The organism is Streptomyces sp. NPDC023838 (genome assembly GCF_040639555.1).
GTDB lineage: Bacteria > Actinomycetota > Actinomycetes > Streptomycetales > Streptomycetaceae > Streptomyces.
Genome location: NZ_JBFAAD010000005.1, coordinates 1 through 26,145, shown reverse-complemented (window position 1 = coordinate 26,145; position 26,145 = coordinate 1). Strand labels below are relative to the sequence as shown.

23 protein-coding genes and 1 riboswitch are annotated in these 26,145 nt (G+C 71.2%); of the genes, 17 read left to right on the top strand and 6 right to left on the bottom strand.

All coding sequences use genetic code 11. The features are described from left to right. Window positions 1-185: 185 nt before the first annotated feature. Entirely contained in the window at window positions 186-1,565 is a 1,380-nt protein-coding gene (locus tag AB0G17_RS07960) for an aminotransferase class V-fold PLP-dependent enzyme (RefSeq protein ID WP_361377279.1), read from the bottom strand. 603 nt (window positions 1,566-2,168) lie between these two features. On the opposite strand from AB0G17_RS07960, the gene coxB reads away from it, so the two are divergent. The 4 genes from coxB (at window position 2,169) to AB0G17_RS07940 (ending at window position 6,644) form a co-directional block, all read left to right on the top strand. After that, complete coding sequence (gene coxB / locus AB0G17_RS07955; RefSeq protein WP_361378036.1) at window positions 2,169-3,101, top strand: cytochrome c oxidase subunit II; 933 nt, start codon at window positions 2,169-2,171, stop codon at window positions 3,099-3,101. Then, window positions 3,098-4,834 carry a cytochrome c oxidase subunit I gene (gene ctaD / locus AB0G17_RS07950; protein WP_361377276.1) on the top strand — a complete coding sequence of 579 codons (1,737 nt, stop codon included), beginning with the start codon at window positions 3,098-3,100 and terminating at the stop codon, window positions 4,832-4,834. The genes coxB and ctaD overlap by 4 nt, the downstream gene beginning before the upstream one ends. After that, window positions 4,831-5,229 (top strand): cytochrome c oxidase subunit 4, encoded by a 399-nt coding sequence (locus AB0G17_RS07945; RefSeq protein WP_344075700.1) that lies wholly within the window; start codon window positions 4,831-4,833, stop codon window positions 5,227-5,229. Before ctaD ends, AB0G17_RS07945 begins: the two co-directional genes overlap by 4 nt. A gap of 161 nt (window positions 5,230-5,390) precedes the next feature. Next, window positions 5,391-6,644 (top strand): Ig-like domain-containing protein, encoded by a 1,254-nt coding sequence (locus AB0G17_RS07940; RefSeq protein WP_361377273.1) that lies wholly within the window; start codon window positions 5,391-5,393, stop codon window positions 6,642-6,644. Between the two features lie 15 nt (window positions 6,645-6,659). On the opposite strand, the gene AB0G17_RS07935 is transcribed toward AB0G17_RS07940, so the two are convergent. Continuing rightward, entirely contained in the window at window positions 6,660-7,076 is a 417-nt protein-coding gene (locus AB0G17_RS07935) for a hypothetical protein (protein ID WP_361377270.1), read from the bottom strand. Between the two features lie 178 nt (window positions 7,077-7,254). Between AB0G17_RS07935 and AB0G17_RS07930 the strand changes: the two genes are divergently transcribed. The 6 genes from AB0G17_RS07930 (at window position 7,255) to AB0G17_RS07905 (ending at window position 14,473) form a co-directional block, all read left to right on the top strand. After that, a complete protein-coding gene (locus AB0G17_RS07930) occupies window positions 7,255-7,875 on the top strand; it encodes a heme-copper oxidase subunit III (RefSeq protein WP_188274058.1) in 621 nt (206 codons plus the stop codon). Between the two features lie 63 nt (window positions 7,876-7,938). Further along, a complete protein-coding gene (locus AB0G17_RS07925; protein ID WP_361377266.1) occupies window positions 7,939-8,748 on the top strand; it encodes a c-type cytochrome in 810 nt (269 codons plus the stop codon). Beyond that, complete coding sequence (locus AB0G17_RS07920) at window positions 8,745-9,794, top strand: Rieske 2Fe-2S domain-containing protein (protein ID WP_361377263.1); 1,050 nt, start codon at window positions 8,745-8,747, stop codon at window positions 9,792-9,794. The genes AB0G17_RS07925 and AB0G17_RS07920 overlap by 4 nt, the downstream gene beginning before the upstream one ends. Then, window positions 9,791-11,419 (top strand): cytochrome bc complex cytochrome b subunit, encoded by a 1,629-nt coding sequence (locus AB0G17_RS07915; protein ID WP_361377260.1) that lies wholly within the window; start codon window positions 9,791-9,793, stop codon window positions 11,417-11,419. The genes AB0G17_RS07920 and AB0G17_RS07915 overlap by 4 nt, the downstream gene beginning before the upstream one ends. Before the next feature lie 134 nt (window positions 11,420-11,553). Then, window positions 11,554-12,618, top strand: coding sequence for an anthranilate phosphoribosyltransferase (gene trpD / locus AB0G17_RS07910; RefSeq protein WP_361377257.1), 1,065 nt, complete (start codon window positions 11,554-11,556; stop codon window positions 12,616-12,618). Between the two features lie 94 nt (window positions 12,619-12,712). Then, window positions 12,713-12,830, top strand: a riboswitch (SAM riboswitch). Between the two features lie 239 nt (window positions 12,831-13,069). After that, complete coding sequence (locus AB0G17_RS07905) at window positions 13,070-14,473, top strand: aminotransferase class V-fold PLP-dependent enzyme (protein ID WP_361377254.1); 1,404 nt, start codon at window positions 13,070-13,072, stop codon at window positions 14,471-14,473. A 339-nt stretch (window positions 14,474-14,812) separates the two neighbouring features. Here AB0G17_RS07905 and AB0G17_RS07900 read toward each other — a convergent pair whose 3' ends face one another. Both AB0G17_RS07900 and AB0G17_RS07895 read right to left on the bottom strand, forming a co-directional pair. After that, entirely contained in the window at window positions 14,813-15,094 is a 282-nt protein-coding gene (locus tag AB0G17_RS07900) for an Lrp/AsnC ligand binding domain-containing protein (protein WP_361377251.1), read from the bottom strand. Next, on the bottom strand, window positions 15,091-15,849 hold the full coding sequence (locus AB0G17_RS07895; protein WP_361377248.1) for a rhomboid family intramembrane serine protease: 759 nt from the start codon (window positions 15,847-15,849) through the stop codon (window positions 15,091-15,093). Before AB0G17_RS07895 ends, AB0G17_RS07900 begins: the two co-directional genes overlap by 4 nt. A gap of 175 nt (window positions 15,850-16,024) precedes the next feature. Between AB0G17_RS07895 and AB0G17_RS07890 the strand changes: the two genes are divergently transcribed. The 5 genes from AB0G17_RS07890 (at window position 16,025) to AB0G17_RS07870 (ending at window position 21,490) form a co-directional block, all read left to right on the top strand. Continuing rightward, window positions 16,025-16,270 (top strand): hypothetical protein, encoded by a 246-nt coding sequence (locus tag AB0G17_RS07890; protein ID WP_361377245.1) that lies wholly within the window; start codon window positions 16,025-16,027, stop codon window positions 16,268-16,270. A gap of 39 nt (window positions 16,271-16,309) precedes the next feature. Next, entirely contained in the window at window positions 16,310-17,674 is a 1,365-nt protein-coding gene (locus AB0G17_RS07885) for an NYN domain-containing protein (protein ID WP_361378033.1), read from the top strand. A gap of 257 nt (window positions 17,675-17,931) precedes the next feature. Next, on the top strand, window positions 17,932-18,957 hold the full coding sequence (locus AB0G17_RS07880; protein ID WP_361377242.1) for an NlpC/P60 family protein: 1,026 nt from the start codon (window positions 17,932-17,934) through the stop codon (window positions 18,955-18,957). Window positions 18,958-19,227: 270 nt separating this feature from the next. Then, a complete protein-coding gene (locus tag AB0G17_RS07875) occupies window positions 19,228-20,244 on the top strand; it encodes an NlpC/P60 family protein (RefSeq protein WP_361377239.1) in 1,017 nt (338 codons plus the stop codon). Between the two features lie 16 nt (window positions 20,245-20,260). Further along, window positions 20,261-21,490, top strand: a complete 1,230-nt coding sequence (locus AB0G17_RS07870; RefSeq protein ID WP_361377236.1) for a hypothetical protein — start codon at window positions 20,261-20,263, stop codon at window positions 21,488-21,490. A gap of 139 nt (window positions 21,491-21,629) precedes the next feature. Here AB0G17_RS07870 and AB0G17_RS07865 read toward each other — a convergent pair whose 3' ends face one another. Next, window positions 21,630-22,154: a PadR family transcriptional regulator gene (locus AB0G17_RS07865; protein WP_361377233.1), complete on the bottom strand. Its 525-nt coding sequence runs from the start codon at window positions 22,152-22,154 to the stop codon at window positions 21,630-21,632. An 82-nt stretch (window positions 22,155-22,236) separates the two neighbouring features. Here AB0G17_RS07865 and AB0G17_RS07860 point away from each other — a divergent pair, with 82 nt between their 5' ends. Next, window positions 22,237-23,571, top strand: a complete 1,335-nt coding sequence (locus AB0G17_RS07860) for an MATE family efflux transporter (RefSeq protein ID WP_361377230.1) — start codon at window positions 22,237-22,239, stop codon at window positions 23,569-23,571. Here AB0G17_RS07860 and AB0G17_RS07855 read toward each other — a convergent pair. After that, window positions 23,529-24,764, bottom strand: coding sequence for a glycosyltransferase 87 family protein (locus AB0G17_RS07855; RefSeq protein WP_361377227.1), 1,236 nt, complete (start codon window positions 24,762-24,764; stop codon window positions 23,529-23,531). The two genes, AB0G17_RS07860 and AB0G17_RS07855, sit on opposite strands and share 43 nt — an antisense overlap. Before the next feature lie 107 nt (window positions 24,765-24,871). On the opposite strand from AB0G17_RS07855, the gene AB0G17_RS07850 reads away from it, so the two are divergent. Continuing rightward, on the top strand, window positions 24,872-26,014 hold the full coding sequence (locus AB0G17_RS07850; protein WP_361377225.1) for a glycosyltransferase family 4 protein: 1,143 nt from the start codon (window positions 24,872-24,874) through the stop codon (window positions 26,012-26,014). Window positions 26,015-26,145: the final 131 nt, after the last annotated feature.

Genomic DNA, 26,145 nt, shown 5'->3' with positions numbered 1-26,145 from the left:
TCTGTGCGCAACCTCCGCCGCCGCTGTGGGTCATCGTGCCGCCAGGGGCAACCTCGCGCCCCGCCGGGCCCGCGCCCCTCAAGTCGCCCGCCGTGCGCAACCTCCGCCGCCGCTGTGGGTCATCGTGCCGCCAGGGGCAACCTCGCGCCCCACCCGGCTCGCGCCCCTCAAACCCCGCCGCCCCCTCACCCCACCCGCCGCACCACGTACGCAGACCCCCGCTCCCGCCGCGACTCGCCCACGTACTCCTGGCCCCGCATCTCGCACCACGCGGGGATGTCGAGCCGGGCGGCCTCGTCGTCGGCGAGGACCGTGACCGTGCCGCCCACCGGGACGTCCGCGATCACCTTCGCCAGCTCGATCACCGGGATGGGGCAGCGCTTGCCGAGGGCGTCCACGACCAGTTCGTGGGCGACGGCCGGGCCGGACGTGACGACCGGCGCGCCGAGCTTCTCGCGCACGGCCGACACCACCCCGGGCAGCACCTCGAGGAACCGGTCCACATCGGACGCGGCCGTGCCGACCGGCAGCGAGACCCGCACGTTCCCCTCACTCAGCACCCCCATCGCCCGCAGCACATGGCTCGGCGTCAATGTGCTGCTGGTGCAGGACGAACCGGATGAAACGGAGAAACCGGCGCGGTCCAGCTCGTGGAGGAGTGTCTCTCCGTCGACATAGAGACAGGAGAACGTGACCAGGTGCGGCAGCCGCCGCGCCGGGTCGCCGACCACCTCCACGTCGGAAACCAGCTCCGGCACCCGTACCCGGATCCGCTCCACCAGTGCCCGCAGCCGCTCCCCCTCGGCGGCCGCCTCCGCCCGTACCGCCCGCAGCGACGCGGCCGCCGCCACGATCGCCGGGATGTTCTCGAAGCCGGGGGCCCGGCCGGACTCCCGCTCGTCGGCGGGACCCTGCGGGGCGAACCGGACACCCTTGCGGACCGCGAGGAGCCCCACCCCCGCCGGGCCGCCCCATTTGTGCGCGCTCGCGGCCAGCAGCGACCAGCCCTCCTCGACCGGGCCCCAGGCCAGCGACTGCGCCGCGTCCACCAGAAGCGGCACCCCCGCCGCCCGGCACACCTCGGCCACCTCGGCCACCGGCTGCGCCGTGCCCACCTCGTGGTTGGCGCTCTGGAGGCAGGCGAGCGCCGTGTCGGGGCGCAGCGCGGCGGCGTACGCGGTGGGGGAGACCGCCCCGGTCCGGTCGACCGGGACCTCCGTCAGCGTGCCGCCGTCCGGCTCCAGGGCCGCGGCCGCGTGCAGCACCGAGGAGTGCTCCACCGCCGACACCACCAGATGGCGACCGACGCGTCGGCGCCCGGCAGCGGAGCCGTAAATTCCGGAGTGCACCGCACGCGTCCCCGAAGAGGTGAACGCGAGCTCGTCCGGACGGCACCCGACGGCCTCCGCCGCGGCCTCCCGGGCCGCGTCGAGCAGCAGCCGGGCCCGCCGGCCCTCGCGGTAGAGCCGGGCCGGGTCGGCCCAGCCCTCGTCGAGCGAGGCCTGGAGGGCCTGGCGGGCCACGGGGTGCAGGGGAGCGGAGGAAGCGGCGTCGAAGTAGGGCACGCCGTCACGCTAACCCCGTTCCGCCACGGCACGCCGTCACGCCGGCCCCCGGCCCGCCGGGACCAGCCGTCACGCCGGCCCCCCGGCCCCCCGGGACCACCCGTCACGCCGGCCCCCCCGGGACCGCCCGTCACGCCGGCCCGCCGGGACCACCCGTCACACCGGCCCCCCGGGACCACCCGTCACGCCGGCCCCCCCGGGACCACCCGTCACGCCGGCTCCCGTTCCGCCACGGCACGTCGTCACGCTGGCCCTCCGGTCCTCCCGGCCCGCCCCGCCCCGGCCCGCCGGGGAGAGCGGCCGTACACGTACAGGAAGGCCCGTCAGATACCCCCCGGAAGCGGGGATTCCATCCCTTTGGGGGCCCGGGCGGCGCGTTGGGCACCCTCCCCGCGCGACCCCAAATAGCGTCCAGTAGGGTTTGGTCCGCATAAACATCCAAACCCCTGCCCGCGGCCAGGGCGGCGACCGACCAGCGAGACGGACGGCCGTAGCCGGCCGGCGCGGGCGAGACTCTCGGGAAGGCGCTACGTGAGTCCCAACGGCTCCGACCTCCCCCGCTGCCTGAAGGGCGCGGGCGGTTCCCCCACGTCGAGGCGCCCGATGCGGCGGAAGCTGCTGCAGGTGCTGACCGCGGGCCTGGTCCTGGCTACCGCCTCCGGTTGCTCGTACAACTGGAAAGACTTCCCTCGCCTCGGTATGCCCACCCCGGTGACGGAAGAGGCTCCGCGGATCCTCTCCCTCTGGCAGGGTTCGTGGGCGGCCGCGCTCGCCACGGGCGTGCTGGTCTGGGGCCTGATCCTGTGGAGCGTCATCTTCCACCGGCGCAGCCGCACCAAGGTCGAGGTACCTCCGCAGACCCGGTACAACATGCCCATCGAGGCGCTGTACACGGTCGTCCCCCTCATCATCGTCTCGGTGCTCTTCTACTTCACCGCGCGTGATGAGTCGAAGCTCCTCGAGCTCTCCCCGAAGCCGGCCCACACCGTCAACGTGGTCGGCTACCAGTGGAGCTGGGGCTTCAACTACGTCGAGAACGTGGACGGCAACCCGGCCACGGGCGACGCCGCGAAGTCCAAGGAGCTGTCCGCCATCCCGGACCGCTTCACCAAGGACTTCCCGGCCGGCGCCGACGGCGTCTACGACGTCGGCATCCCCGGCATGCGGAACCCGCAGACCGGAAACCCCGGGCCCACGCTGTGGCTGCCCAAGGGCGAGAAGGTCCGCTTCGTGCTGACGTCCCGTGACGTCATCCACTCCTTCTGGGTGGTCCCCTTCCTGATGAAGCAGGACGTCATTCCGGGGCACACCAACTCCTTCGAGGTGACCCCGACCCAGGAGGGCACCTTCCTCGGCAAGTGCGCCGAGCTGTGCGGTGTCGACCACTCCCGGATGCTCTTCAACGTGAAGGTCGTCTCCCCGGAGCGCTACCAGCAGCACCTCAAGGAGCTGGCGGCGAAGGGCCAGACCGGCTACGTGCCGGCGGGCATCGCTCAGACTGACCCCGCCAAGAACGCGGAGACGAACAAACTGTGAGCATCCTCAACGAATCTCAGGGTGCCGCGGCAGCAGACGACTCGTACGAGAACGAGCTGCCGGTCCGGCGCAAGCAGCCGGGGAACGTCGTCGTGAAGTGGCTGACCACCACTGACCACAAGACGATCGGCACGATGTATCTGGTCACGTCGTTCGCGTTCTTCTGCATCGGCGGCATCATGGCGCTCTTCATGCGCGCCGAGCTTGCCCGTCCCGGCACGCAGATCATGTCGAACGAGCAGTTCAACCAGGCGTTCACGATGCACGGCACGATCATGCTGCTGATGTTCGCGACGCCGCTGTTCGCCGGATTCGCGAACTGGATCATGCCGCTGCAGATCGGCGCGCCCGACGTGGCGTTCCCGCGGCTGAACATGTTCGCCTACTGGCTGTACCTGTTCGGCTCGACCATCGCGGTCGGTGGCTTCCTCACCCCGCAGGGCGCGGCCGACTTCGGCTGGTTCGCCTACTCCCCGCTGTCGGACGCGGTCCGCTCGCCGGGCGTCGGCGCCGACATGTGGATCATGGGTCTGGCCTTCTCCGGCTTCGGCACGATCCTCGGCTCGGTCAACTTCATCACCACGATCATCTGCATGCGCGCTCCCGGCATGACGATGTTCCGCATGCCGATCTTCGTGTGGAACGTCCTGCTGACCGGTGTGCTGGTCCTGCTGGCCTTCCCGGTGCTGGCCGCCGCGCTGTTCGCCCTGGAGGCGGACCGCAAGTTCGGTGCCCATATCTTCGACGCGTCCAACGGCGGCGCACTGCTGTGGCAACACCTCTTCTGGTTCTTCGGCCATCCAGAGGTGTACATCATCGCCTTGCCCTTCTTCGGCATCATCTCCGAAGTCATCCCGGTGTTCTCAAGAAAGCCGATGTTCGGCTACATGGGCCTGGTGGGCGCGACGATCGCCATCGCCGGTCTGTCCGTGACCGTGTGGGCGCACCACATGTACGTCACCGGCGGCGTGCTGTTGCCGTTCTTCTCGTTCATGACGTTCCTCATCGCGGTACCGACCGGTGTGAAGTTCTTCAACTGGATCGGCACGATGTGGAAGGGCTCACTGTCCTTCGAGACACCGATGCTCTGGGCCGTCGGCTTCCTGATCACCTTCACCTTCGGTGGTCTGACCGGCGTCATCCTGGCCTCGCCGCCGATGGACTTCCACGTCTCCGACTCGTACTTCGTCGTCGCGCACTTCCACTACGTCATCTTCGGCACCGTGGTCTTCGCGATGTTCTCCGGATTCCACTTCTGGTGGCCGAAGTTCACGGGCAAGATGCTGGACGAGCGCCTGGGCAAGATCACCTTCTGGACGCTGTTCGTGGGCTTCCACGGCACGTTCCTGGTCCAGCACTGGCTCGGTGCCGAGGGCATGCCGCGTCGTTACGCGGACTACCTCGCCGCCGACGGCTTCACCGCGCTGAACACGATCTCGACCATCAGCTCCTTCCTGCTCGGTCTGTCGATCCTGCCGTTCCTGTACAACGTCTGGAAGACGGCCAAGTACGGCAAGAAGATCGAGGTCGACGACCCGTGGGGCTACGGCCGTTCGCTCGAATGGGCGACGTCGTGCCCGCCCCCGCGGCACAACTTCCTCACCCTGCCGCGCATTCGCTCCGAATCGCCGGCGTTCGATCTGCACCACCCGGAGATCGCGGCTCTCGACCAGCTCGAGAACCACGGTCACGGCGGCAACGCCCTCGCCGGCGGCAAGGAGGCGGGCAAGTGAAGATCCAGGGCAAGATGTTCCTCTGGCTCTCCGTCTTCATCCTGATCATGGCCGTCGTGTACGGCGTGTGGTCGAAGGAGCCGGCCGGTGCGACCGCTCTCGTGATGGCCTTCGGCCTGAGCGTGATGATCGGCTTCTACCTGGCCTTCACGGCCCGGCGGGTCGACGCGGGCGCGCAGGACGACAAGGAGGCCGATGTCGCGGACGACGCCGGTGAGCTGGGATTCTTCTCCCCGCACAGCTGGCAGCCGCTCTCGCTGGCGGTCGGTGGCGCGCTCGCGTTCCTGGCCATCGCGATGGGCTGGTGGCTGCTGTACTTCTCGGCGCCGCTGATCCTGGTCGGCATCTACGGCTGGGTGTTCGAGTACTACCGCGGCGAGAACCAGAACCAGTAGGTCCTCGTACGCACCTGTGAAGGGGCCCCGCGGCTCGCAAGAGCCCGCGGGGCCCTTTCGCGTACGCGGGGCCGGTGCGGGGACCCTGGGCCACTCGGGGCCGCCGCCCGTTTGCAGTCATCCCGCGCGCCGAACATCCCCGTTCTTCATAACGTGAGGTCATGAGTCACGCACCGCGTACCCGTACCGTCCTCAGCTGCACCGTGCTGGTCATTGCCCTCGGGGCGGGCGCCGGCGCGTGCGGCCACTCCGGCAGCAACCCGCTCTCGGCCAAGCCGTACGACGCGGCCGGCCAGGTCGCGTACAACGGACCGGCGGGCAGCGCGAAGGCGGATCCGGACCGACCCCTGGAGATCACCGCCAGGGGCGGCCGCGGGCGCATCACGGACGTGACGGCCGCGGACGCCGCCGGGCGCTACCTCGCGGGCGAGCTCGACGGCGACGGGAACCGCTGGCACTCCACGACCCCGCTGATCGCGGGCACCCACTACACGGTGGTCGTCTCCACGGAGGACTCGGACGGCGCTCCGGGGCGCCGTACGCTGACGTTCGACACGGCCCTGCCCAAGGACGTCGTGAAGGTCGAATTCGGCCCGGACGCGGGCAAGTACGGCGTCGGGCAGCCCATCACGGCGGAGCTCAGCAAGCCCATCAAGGACAAGGCGGCCCGGGCGGTCGTGGAGCGCGCCCTGAAGGTCGAGTCCACGCCCTCGGTGGAGGGCGCCTGGTACTGGGTCGACGACAAGACGCTGCACTACCGGCCCAAGGAGTACTGGCCCACCCGCGCGACCATCAAGGCCACCTCGCGCCTGGAGGGCGTGAAGATCGCGGACAAGCTGTACGGCGGCCCCGCGCAGCCCCTGAAGATCACCACGGGCGACCGCATCGAGGCCATCACGGACGCGTCCTCGCACTACATGACGGTCAAACGCAACGGAGAAGTGATCAATACCATTCCGGTGACCACCGGAAAGCCGGGCTTTTCCACCCGAAACGGCGTCAAGGTGGTGCTGGGCAAGCAGTACTTCGTACGGATGCGCGGGGAGACCGTCGGCATCTCGTCGGGCAGCGCCGACGCGTACGACCTGCCGGTCTACTACGCGACCCGGGTCACCTGGAGCGGCGAGTACGTGCACGCCGCGCCCTGGTCGGTGGGCTCGCAGGGCGCCGAGAACGTCAGCCACGGCTGTACGGGCATGTCCACCGGGAACGCCGCGTGGTTCTACGAGACCGTCACCGAGGGCGACATCGTCAAGGTCGTCAACAGCATTGGCGAGGACATGACGCCCTTCGACAACGGCTTCGGCGACTGGAACGTGGACTGGGACAAGTGGCGCAAGGGCAGCGTGCTGCAGGCCGACCTGAAGGCCGGGCACAGCAAACTGAACTCCGCCCGGCTGCGGCCGCAGGTCTAGCGCCCGGTGGGGGGATCAGGCCCGGGTGGCCAGGGCGCCGTCGGAGCGCCGCGCACGGATCAGGGAGGCCAGTGCGGCCGCGAACTCGACCGGCTCGACCGGGAGGGTCACCGCGGCGTCCGCACGGCTCCAGGTGGCCAGCCAGGCGTCCTGGGGGCGCCCCATGAGCAGCAGCACCGGCGGGCACCGGAAGATCTCGTCCTTGATCTGCCGGCAGATGCCCATGCCGCCGGCCGGGACGGCCTCCCCGTCCAGGACGCAGACGTCGATGCCGCCGCGGTCCAGCTCCTTGAGGACGGCGTGCGGGGTGGCGCACTCCAGGAAGGTCACCGGGGGAACGTCGGAGGCGGGCCTGCGTCCGGCGGCGAGCCGCACCTGCTCACGGGTGTTCGCGTTGTCGCTGTAGACAAGTACGGTGGCGCTCGACTGCATTGTTCCTCCGATTCGACGGCGGTACGGGCTCGGGAGCCGATGCGCGGATGCTACTCCGTCCGACACCGTGTCAACACCGGTTCGGCGAGCGCCCGGATGGGCCGTTCGGGCAGGACACAGGGTCCGGACACACCGAACGGCACCCCCCGGAGTGAGGGCGGGATAAGCGACCGACATAATGTCGGTCGTGGCGACAGCAACGACAGTAGAAACCGGGCACGCGCACCCGTCGGTCAATCGGCCGAACCTCACCAGCGTCGGAACCATCATCTGGCTGAGTTCCGAGCTGATGTTCTTCGCGGCCCTCTTCGCGATGTACTTCACCCTGCGATCGGTGACGGGTGCCGAGCACTGGAAGGAAATGGCGTCCTCGCTGAACCTTCCGTTCTCGGCGACGAACACCACGATCCTGGTGCTCTCCTCCCTCACGTGCCAGCTCGGCGTCTTCGCCGCCGAGCGGGGCGACGTGAAGAAGCTGCGCACCTGGTTCACGATCACGTTCGTGATGGGTGCGATCTTCATCGGAGGCCAGGTCTTCGAGTACACCGAGCTGGTGAAGAAGGACGGCCTCTCGCTGTCCTCCGATCCGTACGGCTCGGTGTTCTACCTGACGACCGGCTTCCACGGCATGCATGTGACGGGCGGTCTGATCGCCTTCCTGCTGGTTCTCGGCAGGACCTACGCGGCCAAGAGGTTCACCCACGAGCAGGCAACCGCCGCCATCGTCGTGTCCTACTACTGGCACTTCGTCGATGTCGTCTGGATCGGCCTCTTCGCCACGATCTACCTGATCAAGTAATCGGGCACGCAGACCCGACACCATCCCGCATCGACGCAGAAGATCCTGACACCGGGGTAATCCGTGAAAAAGCTCTCCGCACGACGACGCCATCCGCTGGCGGCGCTCGTCGTCCTACTCCTCGCGCTGGCGGCCACCGGGGGGCTGTACGCCGCGTTCGCGCCCGCGGACAAGGCGAAGGCCGACGAAACCGCCCAGTCCCTCGCCATCGACGAGGGCAAGAAGCTCTACTCCGTCGGCTGCGCCAGCTGCCACGGAACCGGCGGGCAGGGCACCTCTGACGGCCCCTCCCTGGTCGGCGTCGGCTCCGCCGCCGTGGACTTCCAGGTCGGCACCGGCCGTATGCCGGCGCAGCAGCCCGGCGCCCAGGTGCCGAAGAAGAAGGTCATCTACTCGCAGGCCGAGATCGACCAGCTCGCGGCGTACGTCGCCTCCCTCGGTGCCGGCCCGATCAAGCCGACCGAGAAGCAGTACAGCCCGGAAGGCGCGGACATCGCCAAGGGTGGCGAGCTGTTCCGCACCAACTGCGCCCAGTGCCACAACTTCTCCGGCAAGGGCGGTGCGCTGACGCACGGCAAGTACGCTCCCACCCTTGAGGGCGTGGAACCGAAGCACATCTACGAGGCCATGCAGACCGGCCCGCAGAACATGCCGTCGTTCCCCGACACGACGATGCCGCAGAAGCAGAAGCAGGACATCATCGCGTACCTGGACGCCGTGAACAGTGAGAAGACGGCGAGCCCCGGCGGTCTCTCGCTCGGTGGCCTCGGCCCCGTCAGCGAGGGTCTGTTCGCGTGGATCTTCGGCCTCGGTGCCCTCATCGCAGTCGCCATCTGGATCGCGGCCCACTCCGCTAAGGCCAAGAAGTCATGAGTAGCCAAGACAATTCCGAGAACCTGCCCAGCGAGCAGGACCCCGAGCACGGCTCGGTCGAGCGCGCCCGCGACCCGTTCGCGGACCCGGGGCTGCCGCCCCACCGTCCGCGCGTCCAGGACATCGACGAGGCGGCCGCCAGGCGCTCCGAGCGCGTGGTCGCCGGTCTCTTCATGCTCTCGATGGTCGCGACGGTCGCCTTCATCGCGTCCTTCGTGATCTTCCCGATCGACAAGATCGTCTACATCTTCCCGTTCGGGCACGTCAGCGCGCTGAACTTCTCCCTGGGTCTGACCCTGGGCGTCGCGCTGTTCTGCATCGGCGCCGGCGCGGTCCACTGGGCCCGCACGCTGATGTCCGACGAGGAGATGTCCGACGAGCGTCACGAGATCTCGGCGCCGCCGGAGGTCCGCGAGAAGGTCATGCAGGACTGGGCGGACGGCGTCCGCGAGTCCGGCTTCGGCCGCCGCAAGCTCATTCGCAACACCATGTACGGCGCGCTGGCCATGGTGCCGCTCGCGGGTGTGGTGCTCCTGCGCGACCTCGGCACCCTGCCCGAGGACAAGCTGCGCAAGACGATGTGGGCCAAGGGCAAGGCCCTCATCAACATGAACACCAACGAGCCGCTGCGTCCCGAGGACGTGGCCGTCGGTTCGCTCACCTTCGCCAAGCCCGAGGGCCTGGAGGAGGACCAGCACGACTTCCAGACCCAGATCGCCAAGGCGGCCCTGATGATCGTCCGGCTGCAGCCGGAGAACATCAAGGACAAGCGCGAGCTGGAGTGGTCGCACCAGGGCATCGTGGCGTTCTCGAAGATCTGCACCCACGTCGGTTGCCCGATCAGCCTGTACGAGCAGCAGACCCACCACGTGCTCTGCCCGTGCCACCAGTCCACCTTCGACCTCTCCGACGGGGCCCGCGTCATCTTCGGCCCGGCCGGTCACGCTCTGCCGCAGCTGCGGATCGGCGTGAACAGCGAGGGTTACCTCGAAGCGCTCGGCGACTTCGAAGAGCCCGTCGGTCCTGCCTTCTGGGAGCGCGGATGAGCACCACCACGACTGACGAACGCCGCGAGCCCGGGAACGGCGAGAAGTTCGCCGACTGGGCCGACGGCCGGCTGGGGATCTACACCCTGGCCAAGACCAACATGCGCAAGATCTTCCCGGACCACTGGTCCTTCATGCTGGGCGAGATCTGCATGTACACGTTCATCATCATCATCCTCACGGGCGTGTACCTGACGCTGTTCTTCCACCCGAGCATGAACGAGGTCGTCTACGACGGCTCCTACGTTCCGCTCCAGGGTGTGCCGATGTCCGAGGCGTTCAACTCGACCATGCACATCAGCTTCGATGTGCGCGGTGGTCTGCTGATCCGGCAGATCCACCACTGGGCGGCGCTGATCTTCCTCGCGGGCATGTTCGTGCACATGATGCGCGTCTTCTTCACGGGCGCGTTCCGCAAGCCGCGCGAGGTCAACTGGCTCTTCGGCTTCCTGCTGTTCTTCTGTGGCATGTTCACCGGCTTCACCGGCTACTCGCTCCCGGACGACCTGCTCTCGGGCACCGGCGTCCGGTTCATGGAGGGCGCCATCCTGGGCGTGCCGGTCATCGGCACGTACCTGTCGTTCTTCATCTACGGCGGCGAGTTCCCCGGCGGCGACTTCGTGGCCCGGTTCTACTCGGTCCACATCCTGCTGCTGCCCGGCATCATGCTCGGCCTGATGATCACTCACCTGATCCTGGTCTTCTACCACAAGCACACCCAGTTCGCGGGCCCCGGCCGCACCAACAAGAACGTCGTGGGCGCGCCGCTGCTGCCCGTCTACACGGCCAAGGCCGGTGGCTTCTTCTTCCTGGTGTTCGGTGTCATCGCGGTCATCGCCGCGATCGCCTCGGTCAACCCGATCTGGGAGATCGGCCCGTACCGTCCGGACCAGGTGTCGACCGGCGCCCAGCCCGACTGGTACATGGGCTTCGCCGAAGGCCTCATCCGGGTGATGCCCGGCTGGGAGATCAACCTGTGGGGCCACACGCTGGTCCTCGGTGTGTTCATCCCGCTGGTGATCTTCCCGCTGGTGCTCTTCGCGATCGCGGCCTACCCGTTCATCGAGGCCTGGATCACCAAGGACACCCGCGAGCACCACATCGCCGACCGTCCGCGCAACGCTCCCGTCCGCACCGGCATCGGTGTGGCCTGGATCACCGCGTACATGGTGATGCTGATCGGCGGTGGCAACGACCTGTGGGCGACCAACTTCCACCTGTCACTCAACGCCATCACCTGGTTCGTCCGGATCACGTTCTTCGTCGGCCCGGTCCTCGCGTTCATCGTCACCAAGCGGATCTGCCTGGGCCTGCAGCGCCGGGACGCCGAGAAGGTGCTGCACGGTCGCGAGACCGGCATCATCAAGCGGCTGCCGCACGGTGAGTTCGTCGAGGTCCACGAGCCGCTCGACGCGGGCCAGCTGTACAAGCTCACCGCGCACGAGCAGACCCGCCCGGCCGAGCTGCCGGCGGCCGTCGACGAGAACGGTGTCAAGCGCAAGGTCTCCGCGATGGAGAAGCTGCGCGTCAAGATCCACAGGGGTTACTTCGGCGAGCAGAGCCAGATCGCCAAGCCGACCCCCCAGGAGTACGAGGAGATCACCAGCGGCCACGGCCACCACTGATCCCCTCTCAGCGACACTGCTGTACGCCACACAGCACTGGGGCCCCGTCCACGCGATGGACGGGGCCCTTCGCCGTCCCCCCGGCTGGATAGGGTGTTCCCATCCCTATCCGTCGATGGACCCAGGAGCGGACCATGAACGTTGTGACCCCGGTTGGCGGCGACAGCGTGGCGGCCTACTCCTGGCCGGGCGTACTGGACGCACTGCTGAACGGCACCGACCAGAGCGCCGAGGCGACCGCCTGGGCGATGGACTCGATCATGCGCGGCGAGGCGACCGACGCGCAGATCGCCGGGTTCGCGGTGGCCCTGCGGGCCAAGGGCGAGACGGTCACCGAGATCACCGGCATGGTCCGCGCGATGTACGAGCACGCCAACCTGATCGAGGTGCCCGGCCGGACCGTGGACATCGTCGGCACCGGCGGCGACGGCGCCAAGACCGTCAACATCTCCACCATGTCCTCGATCGTGGTGGCCGGCACCGGCGCCAAGGTGGTCAAGCACGGCAACCGTGCCGCGTCCTCGGCCAGCGGCGCCTCCGACGTCCTGGAGAAGCTCGGCGTCAACCTCGACCTCACGCCCCGGCAGGTGGTCCAGGTCGCCGAGGAGGCGGGCGTCACCTTCTGCTTCGCGGTGAAGTTCCACCCCGCCCTGCGGTACGTCGCCGCCGCCCGCCGGGAGCTCGGCATCCGCACGACCTTCAACTTCCTCGGCCCGCTCACCAACCCGGCCCGGGTCAAGGCCCAGGCCACCGGCGTCGCGGACGCGCGCATGGCGCCGATCGTGGCCGGGGTGCTCGCCGAGCGCGGCTCCTCCGCCCTGGTGTTCCGGGGTGACGACGGCATGGACGAGCTGACGACCACCGCGACCTCCCGGGTCTGGGTGGTACGGGACGGGGCCGTGCGCGAGGAGGCGTTCGACCCCCGGGACGTGGGCATCGACCTGGTGCCGGTGGAAGCGCTGCGCGGCGCGGACGCCTCGTACAACGCGGACGTCGCCCGCCGGCTACTCGCCGGTGAGACCGGGCCGGTACGGGACGCGGTGCTGCTCAACTCGGCGGCGGCGCTCGTGGCGCTGGAGCCGGGCGAGGACAGCCTGGTGGAGCAGATCCGGGCCGGGATCTCCAGAGCCGCCGAGTCGGTGGACTCGGGGGCGGCGCGACGCGCCCTGGAGCGCTGGGTGGCCGCCAGCAACGCCTGAGGGCGCTGTGGTTCCGCGCGTGTGACGCAAGGCGCAGTCCGGCATCCGGACCGCGCCTTGCGCGTACGCGGACGTATGGCAGGATGCTTTCCAAGGTCATGAGTGACAGCGACTACGGCCCCGGCCCGCTGTCCGGCAACCCTCCGTCCGTGGCGGGGTGCCCCGGGTGAAGACCAGGTCGCAGGCAGCGAGGTCTGCGGCAAGCGCGGACCCCTGCGCACTCCGTTCGGAGTGGCGCGCCCCTGGGGTCCTGGTCCTCAAGGGAGCAGTCTCGTGAGCAAGCGAATGCGATAGGGCCTCCGGCCCCTTTTCCTGTACACCTCCGCGGGCCCGTTCTGCCCGCGTTCCGAGGTCAACCCCCGTGCATCCGGCGCCGGTTGGACCGCCGCCGTGTCGTGCCGTGGGGCTCCACAGCCATTCCTTTCGCCTTGACCTGCCGGGAGATACCGCCATGTCCACGTACACCGCCACGTCCGCTTCCTCCTCCTCCGCTTCCACCTCCTCCGACTCCTCCGGCGAAGCCTGCTGCGCCGCGCCGCTGCCGGTGCTCGGCCGGGACGTCACCGTGCCGCTGGTCACCGGCGGCGAGGTGACCTACGCGGCCCTCGACTACGCGGCGAGCGCCCCGGCCCTCCAGCGGGTGTGGGACGACGTGGCCGCGTACGCCCCCTACTACGGCAGCGTGCACCGGGGTGCCGGGTACCTCTCGCAGCTGTCCACGGACCTGTTCGAGAACAGCCGGGCGGCGGTGGCGGAGTTCCTGGACTGCCGCGCGGACGACCAGATCGTGTTCACCCGCTCGACGACGGACTCCCTCAACCTCCTCGCCCAGGTGATCCCGGCCGACTGCCAGGTCTTCGTCTTCGAGACCGAGCACCACGCCTCGCTGCTGCCGTGGCGGGACGCGCGGGTGACGTACCTCGACGCGCCGCGCACGCCGCAGCAGGCGGTGGCGACGCTGGAGCGCGCCTTGGCCGACCGCGACCCTTACGGCCCCGCCCTGGTCTGCGTCACGGGCGCGTCGAACGTCACCGGCGAGCTGTGGCCGGTGAAGGAGCTGGCGGCGGCGGCGCACGCGCACGGCGCGCGGATCGTGCTGGATGCGGCGCAGCTGGCGCCCCACCACCCCGTATCCGTACGGGAGTTGGACGTCGACTGGATCGCCTTCTCGGGGCACAAGCTGTACGCGCCGTTCGGCTCCGGGGTGCTGGCGGGCCGGGCGGACTGGCTGCGGGAGTCCGAGCCGTACCTCGCGGGCGGCGGCGCCTCCCGCACGGTCGCGCGGCGCGCGGACGGCGGGGTGGACGTCGAGTGGCACACCACGGCCGCGCGCCACGAGGCCGGATCCCCCAATGTGATCGGCGTGTACGCCATCGCGTCCGCCTGCAAGGCGCTGACGGAGGCGGGCTTCGAGGGCCTGGTGGAGCGTGAGCGGCACCTGATCGCGAAGGTGCGGGAGGGCTTGGCGGCGGTCCCGGAGGTGCGCGTCCTGTCGCTCTTCGGCGACGACGCGCCGCGGGTCGGCGTGATCTCGTTCGTGGTGGACGGCTGGAACAGCTCGCACTTCGCGGCGGCGCTGTCGGCGGAGTACGGGATCGGGGTGCGGGACGGGTTGTTCTGCGCGCACCCGCTGGTGCGGACGCTGCTCGGGGGCGAGCCGGGGGAGGCCGGGGAGTGCGGGGCGCCGGAGGGGGAGCCGGGCGAGCGGTCCCTGAACGCGATCCGCGTCAGCTTCGGGGCGGGGACGCCGGACGAGCACGTGGAGCGGTTCGTGGGGGCGGTGCGGGAGTTGGTGCGGGAAGGGGCGAAGTGGACGTACCACACGGAGGAGGGCCGCTGCGTCCCGGCGGTGTGACGGTGGCTCCGCCCCAGCACCCCTGACCGCGGGCTGCCCCCCCGGCCCCCGTCGCGGGGCCTGCGGCCCCTGCGCCCCGGACCCCTGGCGGGGCTGCGCCCCCGGCCCCCCGTTGCGGGGGCTGCGCCCCGGGTCCCCTCTTTCGTCTGCGGGCTGGTGGGGGCTGGTCGCGCAGTTCCCCGCGCCCCTGAACGCGCCCCTTCGGGGCGCCCAGGGGATGCCGCGCAGCGGCACTTAAGGGGCGCGGGGAACTGCGCGCTCAGCCCAGCACGGTCCGCAGACGGCCACGTACCCAGCAACGCACCCGTTCCGCCGCCCATCCCGCCGCCCGCCCAAGGGCTACGCGTCGAGGCCGATCGCGAACGCCGCCTCCAGGTCGTGCTGCGAATACGTCCGGAACGCCACGTGCGTGTCCGTCGCCTCCACCCCGGGGATCTTGCTGATGCGGCCGGGGATGATGTCCGCGAGGTCGTCGTGGCGGGCCACCCGGACCAGTGCGATCAAGTCGTAGGTGCCGGTCACCGAGTACACCTCGCTGACGTTCTCCAGCGACGCGATCGACTCCGCGATCTCGGGAATCCGGTCCACGCTGGTCTTGATGAGCACGATCGCGGTGATCACGGCTGGTTCTCTCCCTCGGTGGCGGCCGATGCCGGCGGCTTCGGTCGTTTCGGTCGTTTCACTCTAGCCGTCCCGCGAAACCGCCCCCAGGCGTAGAGAAACCCCAGGCCGAAGCCGACCAGATGGGCCAGGTACGCCACCCCCGGCCCCACCGGAGCCGCCCGTACCGCCAGCCACTGCAGCGCGAACCAGAACAGCAGCACCAGTGCGGCGGGAAAGCGCAGGGGCAGGAAGAAGAGGAAGGGGAAGAGGCTGGTCACCCTTGCCCGGGGGAAGAGATAGAGGAAGGCGCCCAGGACGGCCGAGATCGCCCCCGAGGCGCCCACCAGCGTCTGGTCGGAGGACGCGTGCGCCACCGCGAAGGCGAGCAGGGCGAGGTAGCCCGCGCCGAGGTAGAACAGTGCGAACCCGGCCCGGCCCATGCGCTCCTCGGCCATCACGCCGAAGACGTACAGGAAGAGCATGTTCCCCAGCAGGTGCAGCCAGTTGCCGTGTACGAAGAGCGCCGTGAAGGGGGTGATGAGCGCGCCGGGGTCACCGGCCGTGAGTTCGTTCGGGATGACACCCCACCGGGCGAAATACGAGCTCTGCGCCGCCAGCAGCGCGTCCCCCGTCCCGTACGAGGGATTGAGACCGGACACCGGGCTGACGAGGAAGATCAGGCAGCAGAGCGCCAGCACGGCGTAGGTGACCGTCGGGCCCCGCACCGCCGCACTCCGCACCGCCGCACCCCGTACGGCGCTCGGCTTGATCATGAACAGAGCATGGCGTAACAGGACCGAGCGGTACAGACCGCCTCGCCGTGCCGGGGGGTGGTGGGTAGGCCGTAGGGTTACGGGCAGTACACCCGCAGTTCGACGGCGCACCGCGAGATCCTGGACCATGAACCCACATGAATCCCCTGGAAGCATGGAAAGAGGACAGCACCACATGACCAGCGTTCCCCTGCCCACCGCCACCACCCGGTGGCGCTGCACCCTCTGCGGCAATCTGACCCGCTTCGACGTCACCCGCTCGTCGAAGGTCGTCGAGTACGTCCATCTGGACCTCGCCGGAGAGCCGAAGGTCGAGGAACGCGAGGTGGTCAGTGAGACCATCGAGTCGGTGCGCTGTCGCTGGTGCAACGCGGTGGACCAGATCGAGCTGGTGGACAGGCCGGGCACCGGCTCCGAGTGAGCGGACCCGGTGAGCGACGGACGACAGTTGAGGTGACGGATCGTGGAGCATGCAAGCGGTGCCGAACCGGCCGGCGCGGCCGGTGACGGCCCCGCCGAGGTGCTCGACCGCCCGCTGCCCGAAGGGGTGCGGCGCAGGGTCGTCGCCCTGGTCTCGGACGCCTTCGGCGGGCTGACCGTCGCCGAACTGCCCTCGCAGTTGCGGCAGTACGCCCGTTTCACCCCGACCCGTCGCGCCAAGTTCGCGGGCAACGCCATGGCCGCGGCCCTGGAGTCCGACCCCGTCTTCCGCCAGCGGATCGGCGAGCGGCTCAAGGAGGCGCAGCCGGAGCTGGCGGGCGCCCTGGAGTCCGGCGCGCCGCCCGCGGCCGCCGATCCGGTGGACGTGGCGGCCGCCGCGTATGTGCTGCGGCCCACCGGCTGGGTCAAGCTGGTCGCCGCCGCCGGCGAGGAGGCCCAGCGCGCCGACGCCGAGCGGGCCGACGAGGAGGGCCGGCGCGAGCTGGAGCGGCTGCGCGCGGAGCTGGCCGAGGCGCACGAGCGGCTGCGCACCGAGCAGGAGGAGCTGCGCGCCGACCTGGCCGCGGCCCGCAAGGAGGCGGAAGCGCTCCAGCGCAAGCTGCGCAGCGCCCTCAGCGACGTCAAGCGCGGCGAGGCCGCCCTGCGCAAGGTCACCGGGGAGATCGACGGGATCAGAGCGGAGGCGGCGGCGCGGGTGGCCGCCGCCGAGAGCGAGTCGCGGCGGATCAGGACCCGGCTCACCGAGGCCGAGGCGTCCGTCGAGGCGAGCCGCCGCGCGGTGCGCGAGGGCCGCTCCATCGAGGACATGCGGCTGCGGCTGCTGCTCGACACGGTCCTGGACGCGGCGTCCGGGCTGCGGCGCGAACTCGCCCTGCCCCCGGCCTCGGTGCGGCCCGCCGACACCGTGGACGCGGTCGAACCAGGACAGATGACCCCGAAGGACATCGCGGCGCGGGCGCTCTCGGAGACCGATCCGGCACTCCTGGACCAGCTGCTCGCGCTGCCGCAGGTCCATCTGGTGGTGGACGGCTACAACGTCACCAAGACCGGCTATCCGACGATGCCGCTGGAGAAGCAGCGGCTGCGGCTGCTCGGCGGCCTCTCCGTGCTCGCCGCGCAGACCGGCGCCGAGGTGACCTGCGTCTTCGACGGGGCGGAGCTCGCGGCCCCGGTGCTGCTGGCGCCGCCGCGTGGCGTACGGGTCCTCTTCTCCAAGGCCGGTGTGACCGCCGACGAGCTGATCCGCCAGCTGGTGCGGGCGGAGCCGTCCGGGCGGCCGGTGGTGGTCGTCTCGACCGACCGCGAGGTGGCGGACGGGGTGGCCAAGGCCGGAGCGCGGCCCGTTGCGTCCGTCATGCTCTTGAAGCGGCTTTCGCGCGTCTAGCAACTCCTGCGTTCAATGCCCGAATTCGGGTGATCGGTTCCCAGCGCTCTGTCAAGTGCCCATTACTACGCGTGGGATGACTGTAAAGAATCCTCCCGGCGATCGAATTTTTTCCCATCAGGATTTGAACTGATCACAACAGGGTCACTAGGGTCGGGGCTCGAACCTTCACGCGGTAGATCACTCGTCCGGGGTGACCGTGAGGGTCCCGCCGAGTCTGCGCTGTTCGGCGGCTGAGGAAGAAGGAGCTCGCCTTCGTGGCGTCCCACCGTCGACCCAAGCCTGCGAGCCGTACCCGTGTGACCGTGCTCACCGCGACCGCCGCCGCAGCCGTCGCTCTCACGTCCCAGGCCGCGCACGCGGACCCGAAGCCGTCGAAGAGCGAAGTGAAGTCCAAGGTCGACAAGCTCTACGACGAGGCCGAGCAGGCGACCGAGAAGTACAACGGCGCCAAGGAGAAGCAGGAGCAGCTGGAGAAGCAGGTCGGCGCGCTCCAGGACAAGGTGGCCCGCGGCCAGGAGGAGCTCAACAAGCTCCGCGACGGCCTCGGTTCGATGGCCTCGGCGCAGTACCGCTCGGGCGGCATCGACCCCTCGGTGCAGCTCTTCCTCTCCGCCAACCCGGACGACTTCCTGGACAAGGCGTCCTCCCTGGACCAGCTGAGCGCCAAGCAGACCGAGGCGCTCCAGAAGATCCAGGAGAAGCAGCGCAGCCTGGCGCAGCAGCGCAAGGAAGCCCAGGACAAGCTCAAGGACCTCGCGGACACCCGCAAGGAGCTCGGCACCAAGAAGGCCGAGACCCAGTCCAAGCTCGCCGCCGCGCAGAAGCTCCTCAACTCGCTGACCGCCGCCGAGAAGGCCTCGCTCGCCTCCGACGACGCGCGCGCCAACCGCACCAACGAGCGCGCCGACCTCGGCCACGAGGTCCCCGCCTCGCAGCGCGGCGCCGCGGCCCTCTCGGCCGCCCAGAGCCAGATAGGCAAGCCGTACGTGTACGGCGCCACCGGCACCGCCTCGTACGACTGCTCCGGGCTCACCTCCTGGGCCTACCGCCAGGCGGGCGTCTCCATCCCGCGCACCTCGCAGGCCCAGGCCGGCGCCGGCACGCAGATAGGCCGCAGCCAGCTCAAGCCGGGCGACCTCGTGCTCTTCTACGGCGACCTGCACCACGTCGGCCTGTACGCGGGCAACGGCCAGGTGCTGCACGCCCCCAAGCCGGGCGCCAGCGTGCGCTACGAGGCGATGGACAACATGCCGTTCCAGTTCGGTGTCCGCATCGCCTGACCTCCGGGTCGCCCACGCGCCCTCCAGCGCGCAACAAATCGATTGCCGTCGCCCTCCGAACGGGCGAATTCCGGCAACTCATGCTGACGCCACGCCCCGCCGGTGACCTGTGATCTCCGGCGGGGCGTCACTTTGCGTAGACGCCAGGGTCTTTGAACCCCGTGTGGTCGCCCGGCTACTGTCCGCCGTGCGGTGCCCCCGTGACTCCTCCAACTCGTCCGCCCGCCCGGGCGGCAGGGGCCCGCACCAGCGGAAGGAGTGCGGCTTCCCTTGGCGTCCCATCGCCGTCCCACGCAGTCCGGCCTCTCCCAGAGCACCCGGGTCACCGTCCTGTCCGCCGCGGCGGCCACCGCGGCCGCGGCCTTCGCGGCGCCCGCGAGCGCCGACCCGGGCGACTCCGGCAAGGAGCGGGTCGACCGGCTCTTCGCCCAGGCGGAGGAGGCCACCGAGCAGTACAACAAGGCGGACGAGCACGCCGACCAGCTGCGCGAGCAGGTCAAGAACGCCCAGGACAGCGTCGCCCGCGGCCAGGAGCGCATCAACCGGATGCGGGGCGCGCTCGGCGCGATCGCGGGCGCCCAGTACCGCTCGGGCGGCCTCGACCCCTCGCTCGCGCTGCTGCTCTCCGAGGACCCCGACACGTATCTCGACAAGGCCGCGGCCCTCGACCGGATCGGCGAGCGCCAGAGCGCCGAGCTGCGCCAACTCCAGCACGAGCAGCGGCGGATCGGCCAGCAGCGCACCGAGGCCTCCCGCAAGCTCGCCGAGCTGGAGCGCAGCCGGGCCGAGGTCGCCCGGCACAAGCGGACCGTGGAGTCCAAACTCGCCCAGGCCCGCCGGGTGCTGCTGGCGCTGCCGATGTCCGAGCGCGCCGCCTTCGACCGGGCCTCGCGCACCGGGCGCGGCGAACTGCCCGACCTGAGCGGGGCGGTGCCCGCCTCCGGGCGCGCGGCGGCCGCGGTGGCGGCGGCCCGCCAGGCGGTGGGCCGGCCCTACATCTGGGGCGCCAACGGCCCGTCCGGCTTCGACTGCTCGGGCCTGATGCAGTGGTCCTACGCCCACGCGGGCGTGGGGCTGCCGCGCACCTCGCAGGCGCAGCGGTACGCCGGGCGCCGGGTCCCGCTCTCCGAGGCGCGGCCCGGGGACCTGGTCGCGTACCGCTCGGACGCCAGCCACATCGCGATGTACGTGGGCAACGGCCAGGTGATCCACGCCCCCTACCCCGGCGCGCCGGTGCGCTACGACCCGGTGGGCATGATGCCCATCTCCTCGGTCACCCGCGTGTGAACGTACGATCGGGAGGATGGCGTACGGCTGGCTGACCGGCAGATGGCGACGGCGCGCGGCGGGATACGGTCTCGCCGCGCTGCTGTCCCTCTCCGCCTGCTCGGCCCCGGCCCCGGCTCCCGACCCCGTCACCGGCCAGGTGCAGCGCACCCTGGACGGACGGGCCGCCGCCGTCCTCGGGCACGACGAGCGCGGCTATCTGGCCGCGCTCGACCCGGGCGCGGGGACGCTGCGGGACGCCCAGCGCGCCGAGTTCGCCAATCTGCGCCAGGTGCCGCTGAGCGCCTGGGCGTACCGGGTGACCGACGTCAGCCGCAAGGGCGACCGGGCCACTGCCCAGGTCGAGCTGCGCTACCGGCTCGACGGGTACGACAGCGCGCCGGTGACCTCGGCCAGGGTCGTCGAGCTCGACGAGCGGGCCGGGCGCTGGTACGTGACGGGCGACCGGCCGGGCGAGGGCGCCGCCGAGCCGCTGTGGCAGCAGGGCCCGGTGTCCGTGCTGCGCGGCGCGCACAGCCTGGTCCTCGGCGTCGGCCAGGACCGGCGGACGCTCCAGCGGATCGCCCACACCGCCGACCGCGCGGTGCCCGCCGTCTCGGCCGCCTGGTCCGGCCGCTGGGCGGGCCGGGTGGTGGTCCTGGTGCCCGCCTCGCTCGACGCGATGGCGGCGCTGCTTGGCGCGCCCCCGGCCTCGTACCGGGGGATAGCCGCGGTGACCACCGGCGAGGCGGGCGGGGCCGGGACGGGCCCCGCGGACCGGGTGATCGTCAACCCCGAGGCGTACGGCGTACTGGGCGACCTCGGCCAGCGGGTCGTCCTCACCCACGAGACCACCCATGTCGCCACCCGCGCCCGGACCTCCGCCGCGACCCCGATGTGGCTCTCGGAGGGCTACGCGGACTGGGTCGGCTACCGGGGCACCGGCCGCACCCCCGCCGAGGCAGCCCCCGAGCTCCAGCAGGCGGTCCGGGGCGGCCGGGCGCCCGACGACCTGCCCGCCGACGCCGACTTCGGCTTCGAGGGCGGCGCGGACCGGCTGGCGCGCGCGTACGAGGGCGGCTGGCTGGCCTGCCGCATGATCGCCCAGCGCTGGGGCGAGGCGAAGCTCGCGGCCTTCTACGCGAAGGTGGGCGGGCAGAAGCACCGCGAGGGCGCGCTGGAGAAGGCGATGAGCGACGAACTGTCCATGGCGCCGAAGGAGTTCACGGCTCTGTGGCGGGCCTATGTGCGCGACCAGCTGGGCTGACGGCGGGCCTGAGCGCGCGACCAGCCGTCCGTGCGCCCGTGCGCGACCAGCCGGGCCGGCCGTGGGCCCGTGTGTGACCCGCCGGGCCGGCTGTGGGCCCGCGTGTGTGTGACCAGGTGGGCCGAGGTCCTCTTCGGGGTCAGGCCTCCAGCGCCTCGATCGCCTCGGCCAGCCACTTCTTCTCGGCCGTGCCGGTCGCGCGGGCGATCCTGAGCATCCCCTGGCGGAAGAGGTCCGGCGCCTCCTCGGCCCGTACGGGCTCGCCGTCGCGGTAGAAGAAGCTCGCCGGGGTCGCGAGGAAGGCCTGGCGGCGGCGGAGCACGGCGGCCTGCTCGGCCCGGTCGGGCAGCCGCCCGAGGAACGCGAGCAGGGTGAAGAACCGCTGCCCGTCGGTGATGTCGACGTCCTTGGGGTGGCGCAGCCGCTCCAGCAGCTCGGCGCGGCCCGCCCCGGTGAGGGAGAGGATCCGGCGCGGGGCGGCGCCGCTGCCGGGGCCGGTGTGCTGCTCCAGCTTGCCCGCCTTCACCAGGCGCGTGATCGCCGGGTAGAGGGCGCCGTCGCTCACCGGCCGGACGTGGCCGCTCAGCCCCTTGATGCGCTCCTTGAGTTCATAGCCGTGCAGCGGTTCCTCGTCGAGGAACCCCAGGATCGTCAGCTCCAGCACCTACTTCTCCTTTCGGCCCGGCCATGGTATCTCTTTTCGCTGTACCTCGAATCGAGGTACAGCGAAAAGAGGGGGAACTCGCGTGTCACACCGCCGTCGGTTGATCTCGCTCGCGTATCCGGTCTACTTCGAGCTCCTGGCGGGGGTCGCGGCCGGAGTGATCAACATGGTCTGGGTGGCCCGGCTCGGCGGGGAGCCGGTCGCCGCGGTCGCCGTCGCCACGAACGTGGAGAACCTGCTGCTCGGCCTGATCCTGATGGCGGGCACGGGGACCACCGTCCTGGTCGCCCGGGCCAGGGGCGCCGACGACCCGGGCGGGGTACGGGCCGCGGTGCGCGGCGGCTGGGCGCTGTGGGCGCTGATCACGCCGGTGGTCGCGGTCGGCGGCTACCTCTGCCGGGAGCCGCTCGCCCGCCTGGTGCTCGGCGGCGCGGACGGGCGCGTACTCGCCCTGACGTCCGGCTACTTCGCGATCGCGCTGCCCGGCACGGCGGTCTTCTTCGCCACGAACGTCGTCGACGGCATCCTCAAGGGCGCGGGCGACACCCGCACCCCCATGCGGCTCGCCTTCCTCGCCAACGCCCTGATCCTCGTCCTCGACCCGCTCCTGATCCTCGGCTGCGGCCTGGGCGTGCGCGGCGCGGCCCTGGCCACCGTCACCGGCCGGGCCGTCGCGCTCGCCGTCGGCCTGGGGGCGCTGCGGCGCGAACCGGCGCTGCGCGCGGCCCGGCGGGCCGCGCCGCGCGGGTCCGGGGCCGCCGCCCTGCGCCGCACCTTCACCACGGGGCTCCCCATGTCGCTGGACTTCGTCGTCCGGATGGCCGGGGCGCTGGCCCTGGTCGCGGTGGTCGCCCGGATCGGCGTCGGCGAGGTCGCGGCGTACGGCATCGCGACCAAGGCGATGTACGCGGCGACCATGGCCTTCTACTCCGTACGCCAGGCCGCCTCGATCCACACCGCCCACCTCCTCGGCGCCGGGAAGGACGAACGGGTCGCGGTGGGGCGCGAGGCCGCGCTCGTCTCCGGGGCGCTGGGGCTGACGGCCGCGCTGCTGCTGCTCGTGTCCGCGCCCTGGATCATGGCGGGGTTCGGTGCCACCGGCGAGGTGGCGGCGGCCGGCACGCTCTATCTCCGCTGCCTCGGCCCGTACCTCGTGCTGCTCTCCGCCTTCATCGCCCTCGGCGGGGTCTTCGAGGGCAGCGGCGGCAGTCCGGCGCTCGCCGGGATCACCGCGTGCGGCGTCGCCCTCCAACTGCCGCTCGCCCTCGGCCTGTCCGGGCTCGGGCTGCCGGGGATCTGTCTGGCGATGGCACTGTCCATGGGGCTCCAGTGCGCCGCCGTCGTGCGCATGCACCGGCGGCTGCGCACGGCGGATCAGCGCACCAGGACCGAGAACACCCTGGTGCGGACCTGCTGAACGGGCAGCGGGGGCCGCGGGACCGTGCTCCGCCACAGCCGGCGGCACGCGCTCACCGAGGCCACCGCGAGGAGCCCGTTGCGGACGAACAGGAGCAGCACCCCGAGCCAGTCGCTCGCCACCACGTGCGAGAACCAGAGGGGGAATTCGAGGAGGGTCACGCCCGCGGCGGCCAGCACCAGATGGGCGGGGCGGGCCATCGGGGCGCCGCGGAAGACCAGGCACACCGCCGCCAGCCCGACCAGCCAGATCAGGTACTGCGGGCTGATCACCCGGCTGGTGGTGGTGAAGAGCAGCACGGCCGTGAAGGCGGCGTCCGCGAGCGTGCTCGGCCCGGTGCGGCGCGCCCGCAGCCGCCACAGCAGCAGCCAGCCGAACGCCACGGCCGTCAGCCCCATCGCCAGGGTGGAGACCAGCCCCACGTACGGGCCGAGGAACTCCACCGACCCGTAGTTGAGCTGCACCCGGCCGTGCCAGCCGAGGTGGCGGGCCACGTGGAAGACGAGGGCGCCGAGCGACTCGACCTCGGTGCCGCGGTCGCGCTGGAAGGTGAGGAAGGCGAAGGCGCCGGGCGCGACCGCGTGGCAGCCGAGCAGGAACGCCGTGGCGGTGAGGGCCGCCGCGGCCCAGGCCCGGCGCGGCGCCCGGGTGAGCAGCAGCACGGGCCAGACCTTGAGCAGGGAGCCGAACGCGGCGAGCGCGCCGAGGGTCCGGGGGTGGCGGAGCCCGGCCAGCAGCGCGGCCACCGCGACCGCCGTCACCATCAGGTCGTAGCGCGCGTACGCGGTGGGCCCGAGCAGCGGTACGCCCCAGACCCAGATCCGGGCGCCCGCGCGGGACTTGCCGGGGCACCCGGACGTGTACAGCAGCAGCCCGAAGACCAGCGCGTCGGCGAGGAGCGCGAGGACGAAGAAGCCCGAGGCGTAGTCGAGGAAGGGGACGGCGGCGGGGGAGAGGATGGCGAGCGCGGCGGCGGGCGGGTACTGCCAGGTGACGTCGTCCAGCGGATACGTGCCGGTCTTCAGGACCTCGTACCAGCCCTGGTAGATGACCGAGACGTCGCTGGTGACGTCCGGGCCCGGGACGGGAAGGACCCGCAGGACGCAGAGCAGCAGCAGACACCGGGTGACGGCGAACACCGCCACCACGGCCCGGATGCTCTTCGCGGTCCGTGCGCCGTTTCCAGCCGACATGCCCACCTCGTCCGTAAGACCGGCTTTCTGGAACTTCGAGCAGTCATGATGCCGGGCGGGGCCGTGCGTGAGCGACGAGGCGGGGCCGTTCGGTACTGTCGGCGGCGATGCACAAGACGTTGATCGTGACCAATGACTTCCCGCCGCGCCCCGGCGGGATCCAGGCGTTCCTGCACAACATGGCGCTGCGGCTGGACCCGGAGCGGCTGGTCGTCTACGCCTCCACCTGGAAGCGGAGCCGGGAGGGCGTCGAGGCGACCGCCGCCTTCGACGCCGAACAGCCCTTCACCGTGGTGCGCGACCGCACCACCATGCTGCTGCCGACGCCCCGGGTGACCCGGCGCGCGGCCGGGCTGCTCAAGGAGCACGGCTGCTCCTCGGTGTGGTTCGGGGCCGCGGCGCCGCTCGGCCTGATGGCGCCCGCGCTGCGGAGGGCGGGCGCGGAACGGATCGTGGCCACCACACACGGCCACGAGGCGGGCTGGGCCCAGCTGCCCGGCTCGCGGCAGCTGCTGCGGCGGATCGGCGAGGGCACGGACACGATCACCTATCTGGGTGAGTACACCCGCTCCCGGATCGCGACCGCGCTCACCGAGCGGGCCGCCGACCGGATGGTCCAACTGCCGCCGGGCGTCGACGAGAAGACCTTCTATCCGGACTCGGGCGGCGCCGCGGTGCGCGAGCGTCTGGGCCTGACCGACCGGCCGGTGGTCGTCTGCGTCTCGCGGCTGGTGCCGCGCAAGGGCCAGGACACGCTGATCCTCGCGATGCCCGCGATCCTCGCGCGCGTGCCGGACGCGGTGCTGCTGATCGTGGGCGGCGGCCCGTACGAGAAGGACCTCCGCAAGCTCGCCCAGGACACCGGGGTCGCGGACTCGGTCCGCTTCACCGGCCCGGTGCCGTGGGCCGAACTGCCCGCGCACTACGGCGCCGGCGACGTCTTCGCCATGCCCTGCCGTACGCGCCGGGGCGGGCTCGACGTCGAGGGCCTGGGCATCGTCTACCTGGAGGCGTCGGCGACCGGCCTGCCGGTGGTCGCGGGCGACTCGGGCGGCGCGCCGGACGCGGTGCTGGACGGGGAGACGGGGTGGGTGGTGCGCGGTGGCGCCCCCGAGGAGTCGGCGGACCGCATCGTCACCCTCCTCCAGGACCCGGACCTGCGCCGCAGGATGGGGGAGCGGGGCCGGGCGTGGGTGGAGGAGAAGTGGCGGTGGGACTTGCTGGCGGAGAAGTTGAGGGAGTTGCTGTAAGGGGGCCCGGGGTTCGTCTGCGGGCCGTCGGTGGCTGGTCGCGCAGTTCCCCGCGCCCCTGAAGATGCCGCTGCGCGGCAATCCCCTGGGCGCCCCGGAGGGGCGCTTCCAGGGGCGCGGGGAACTGCGCG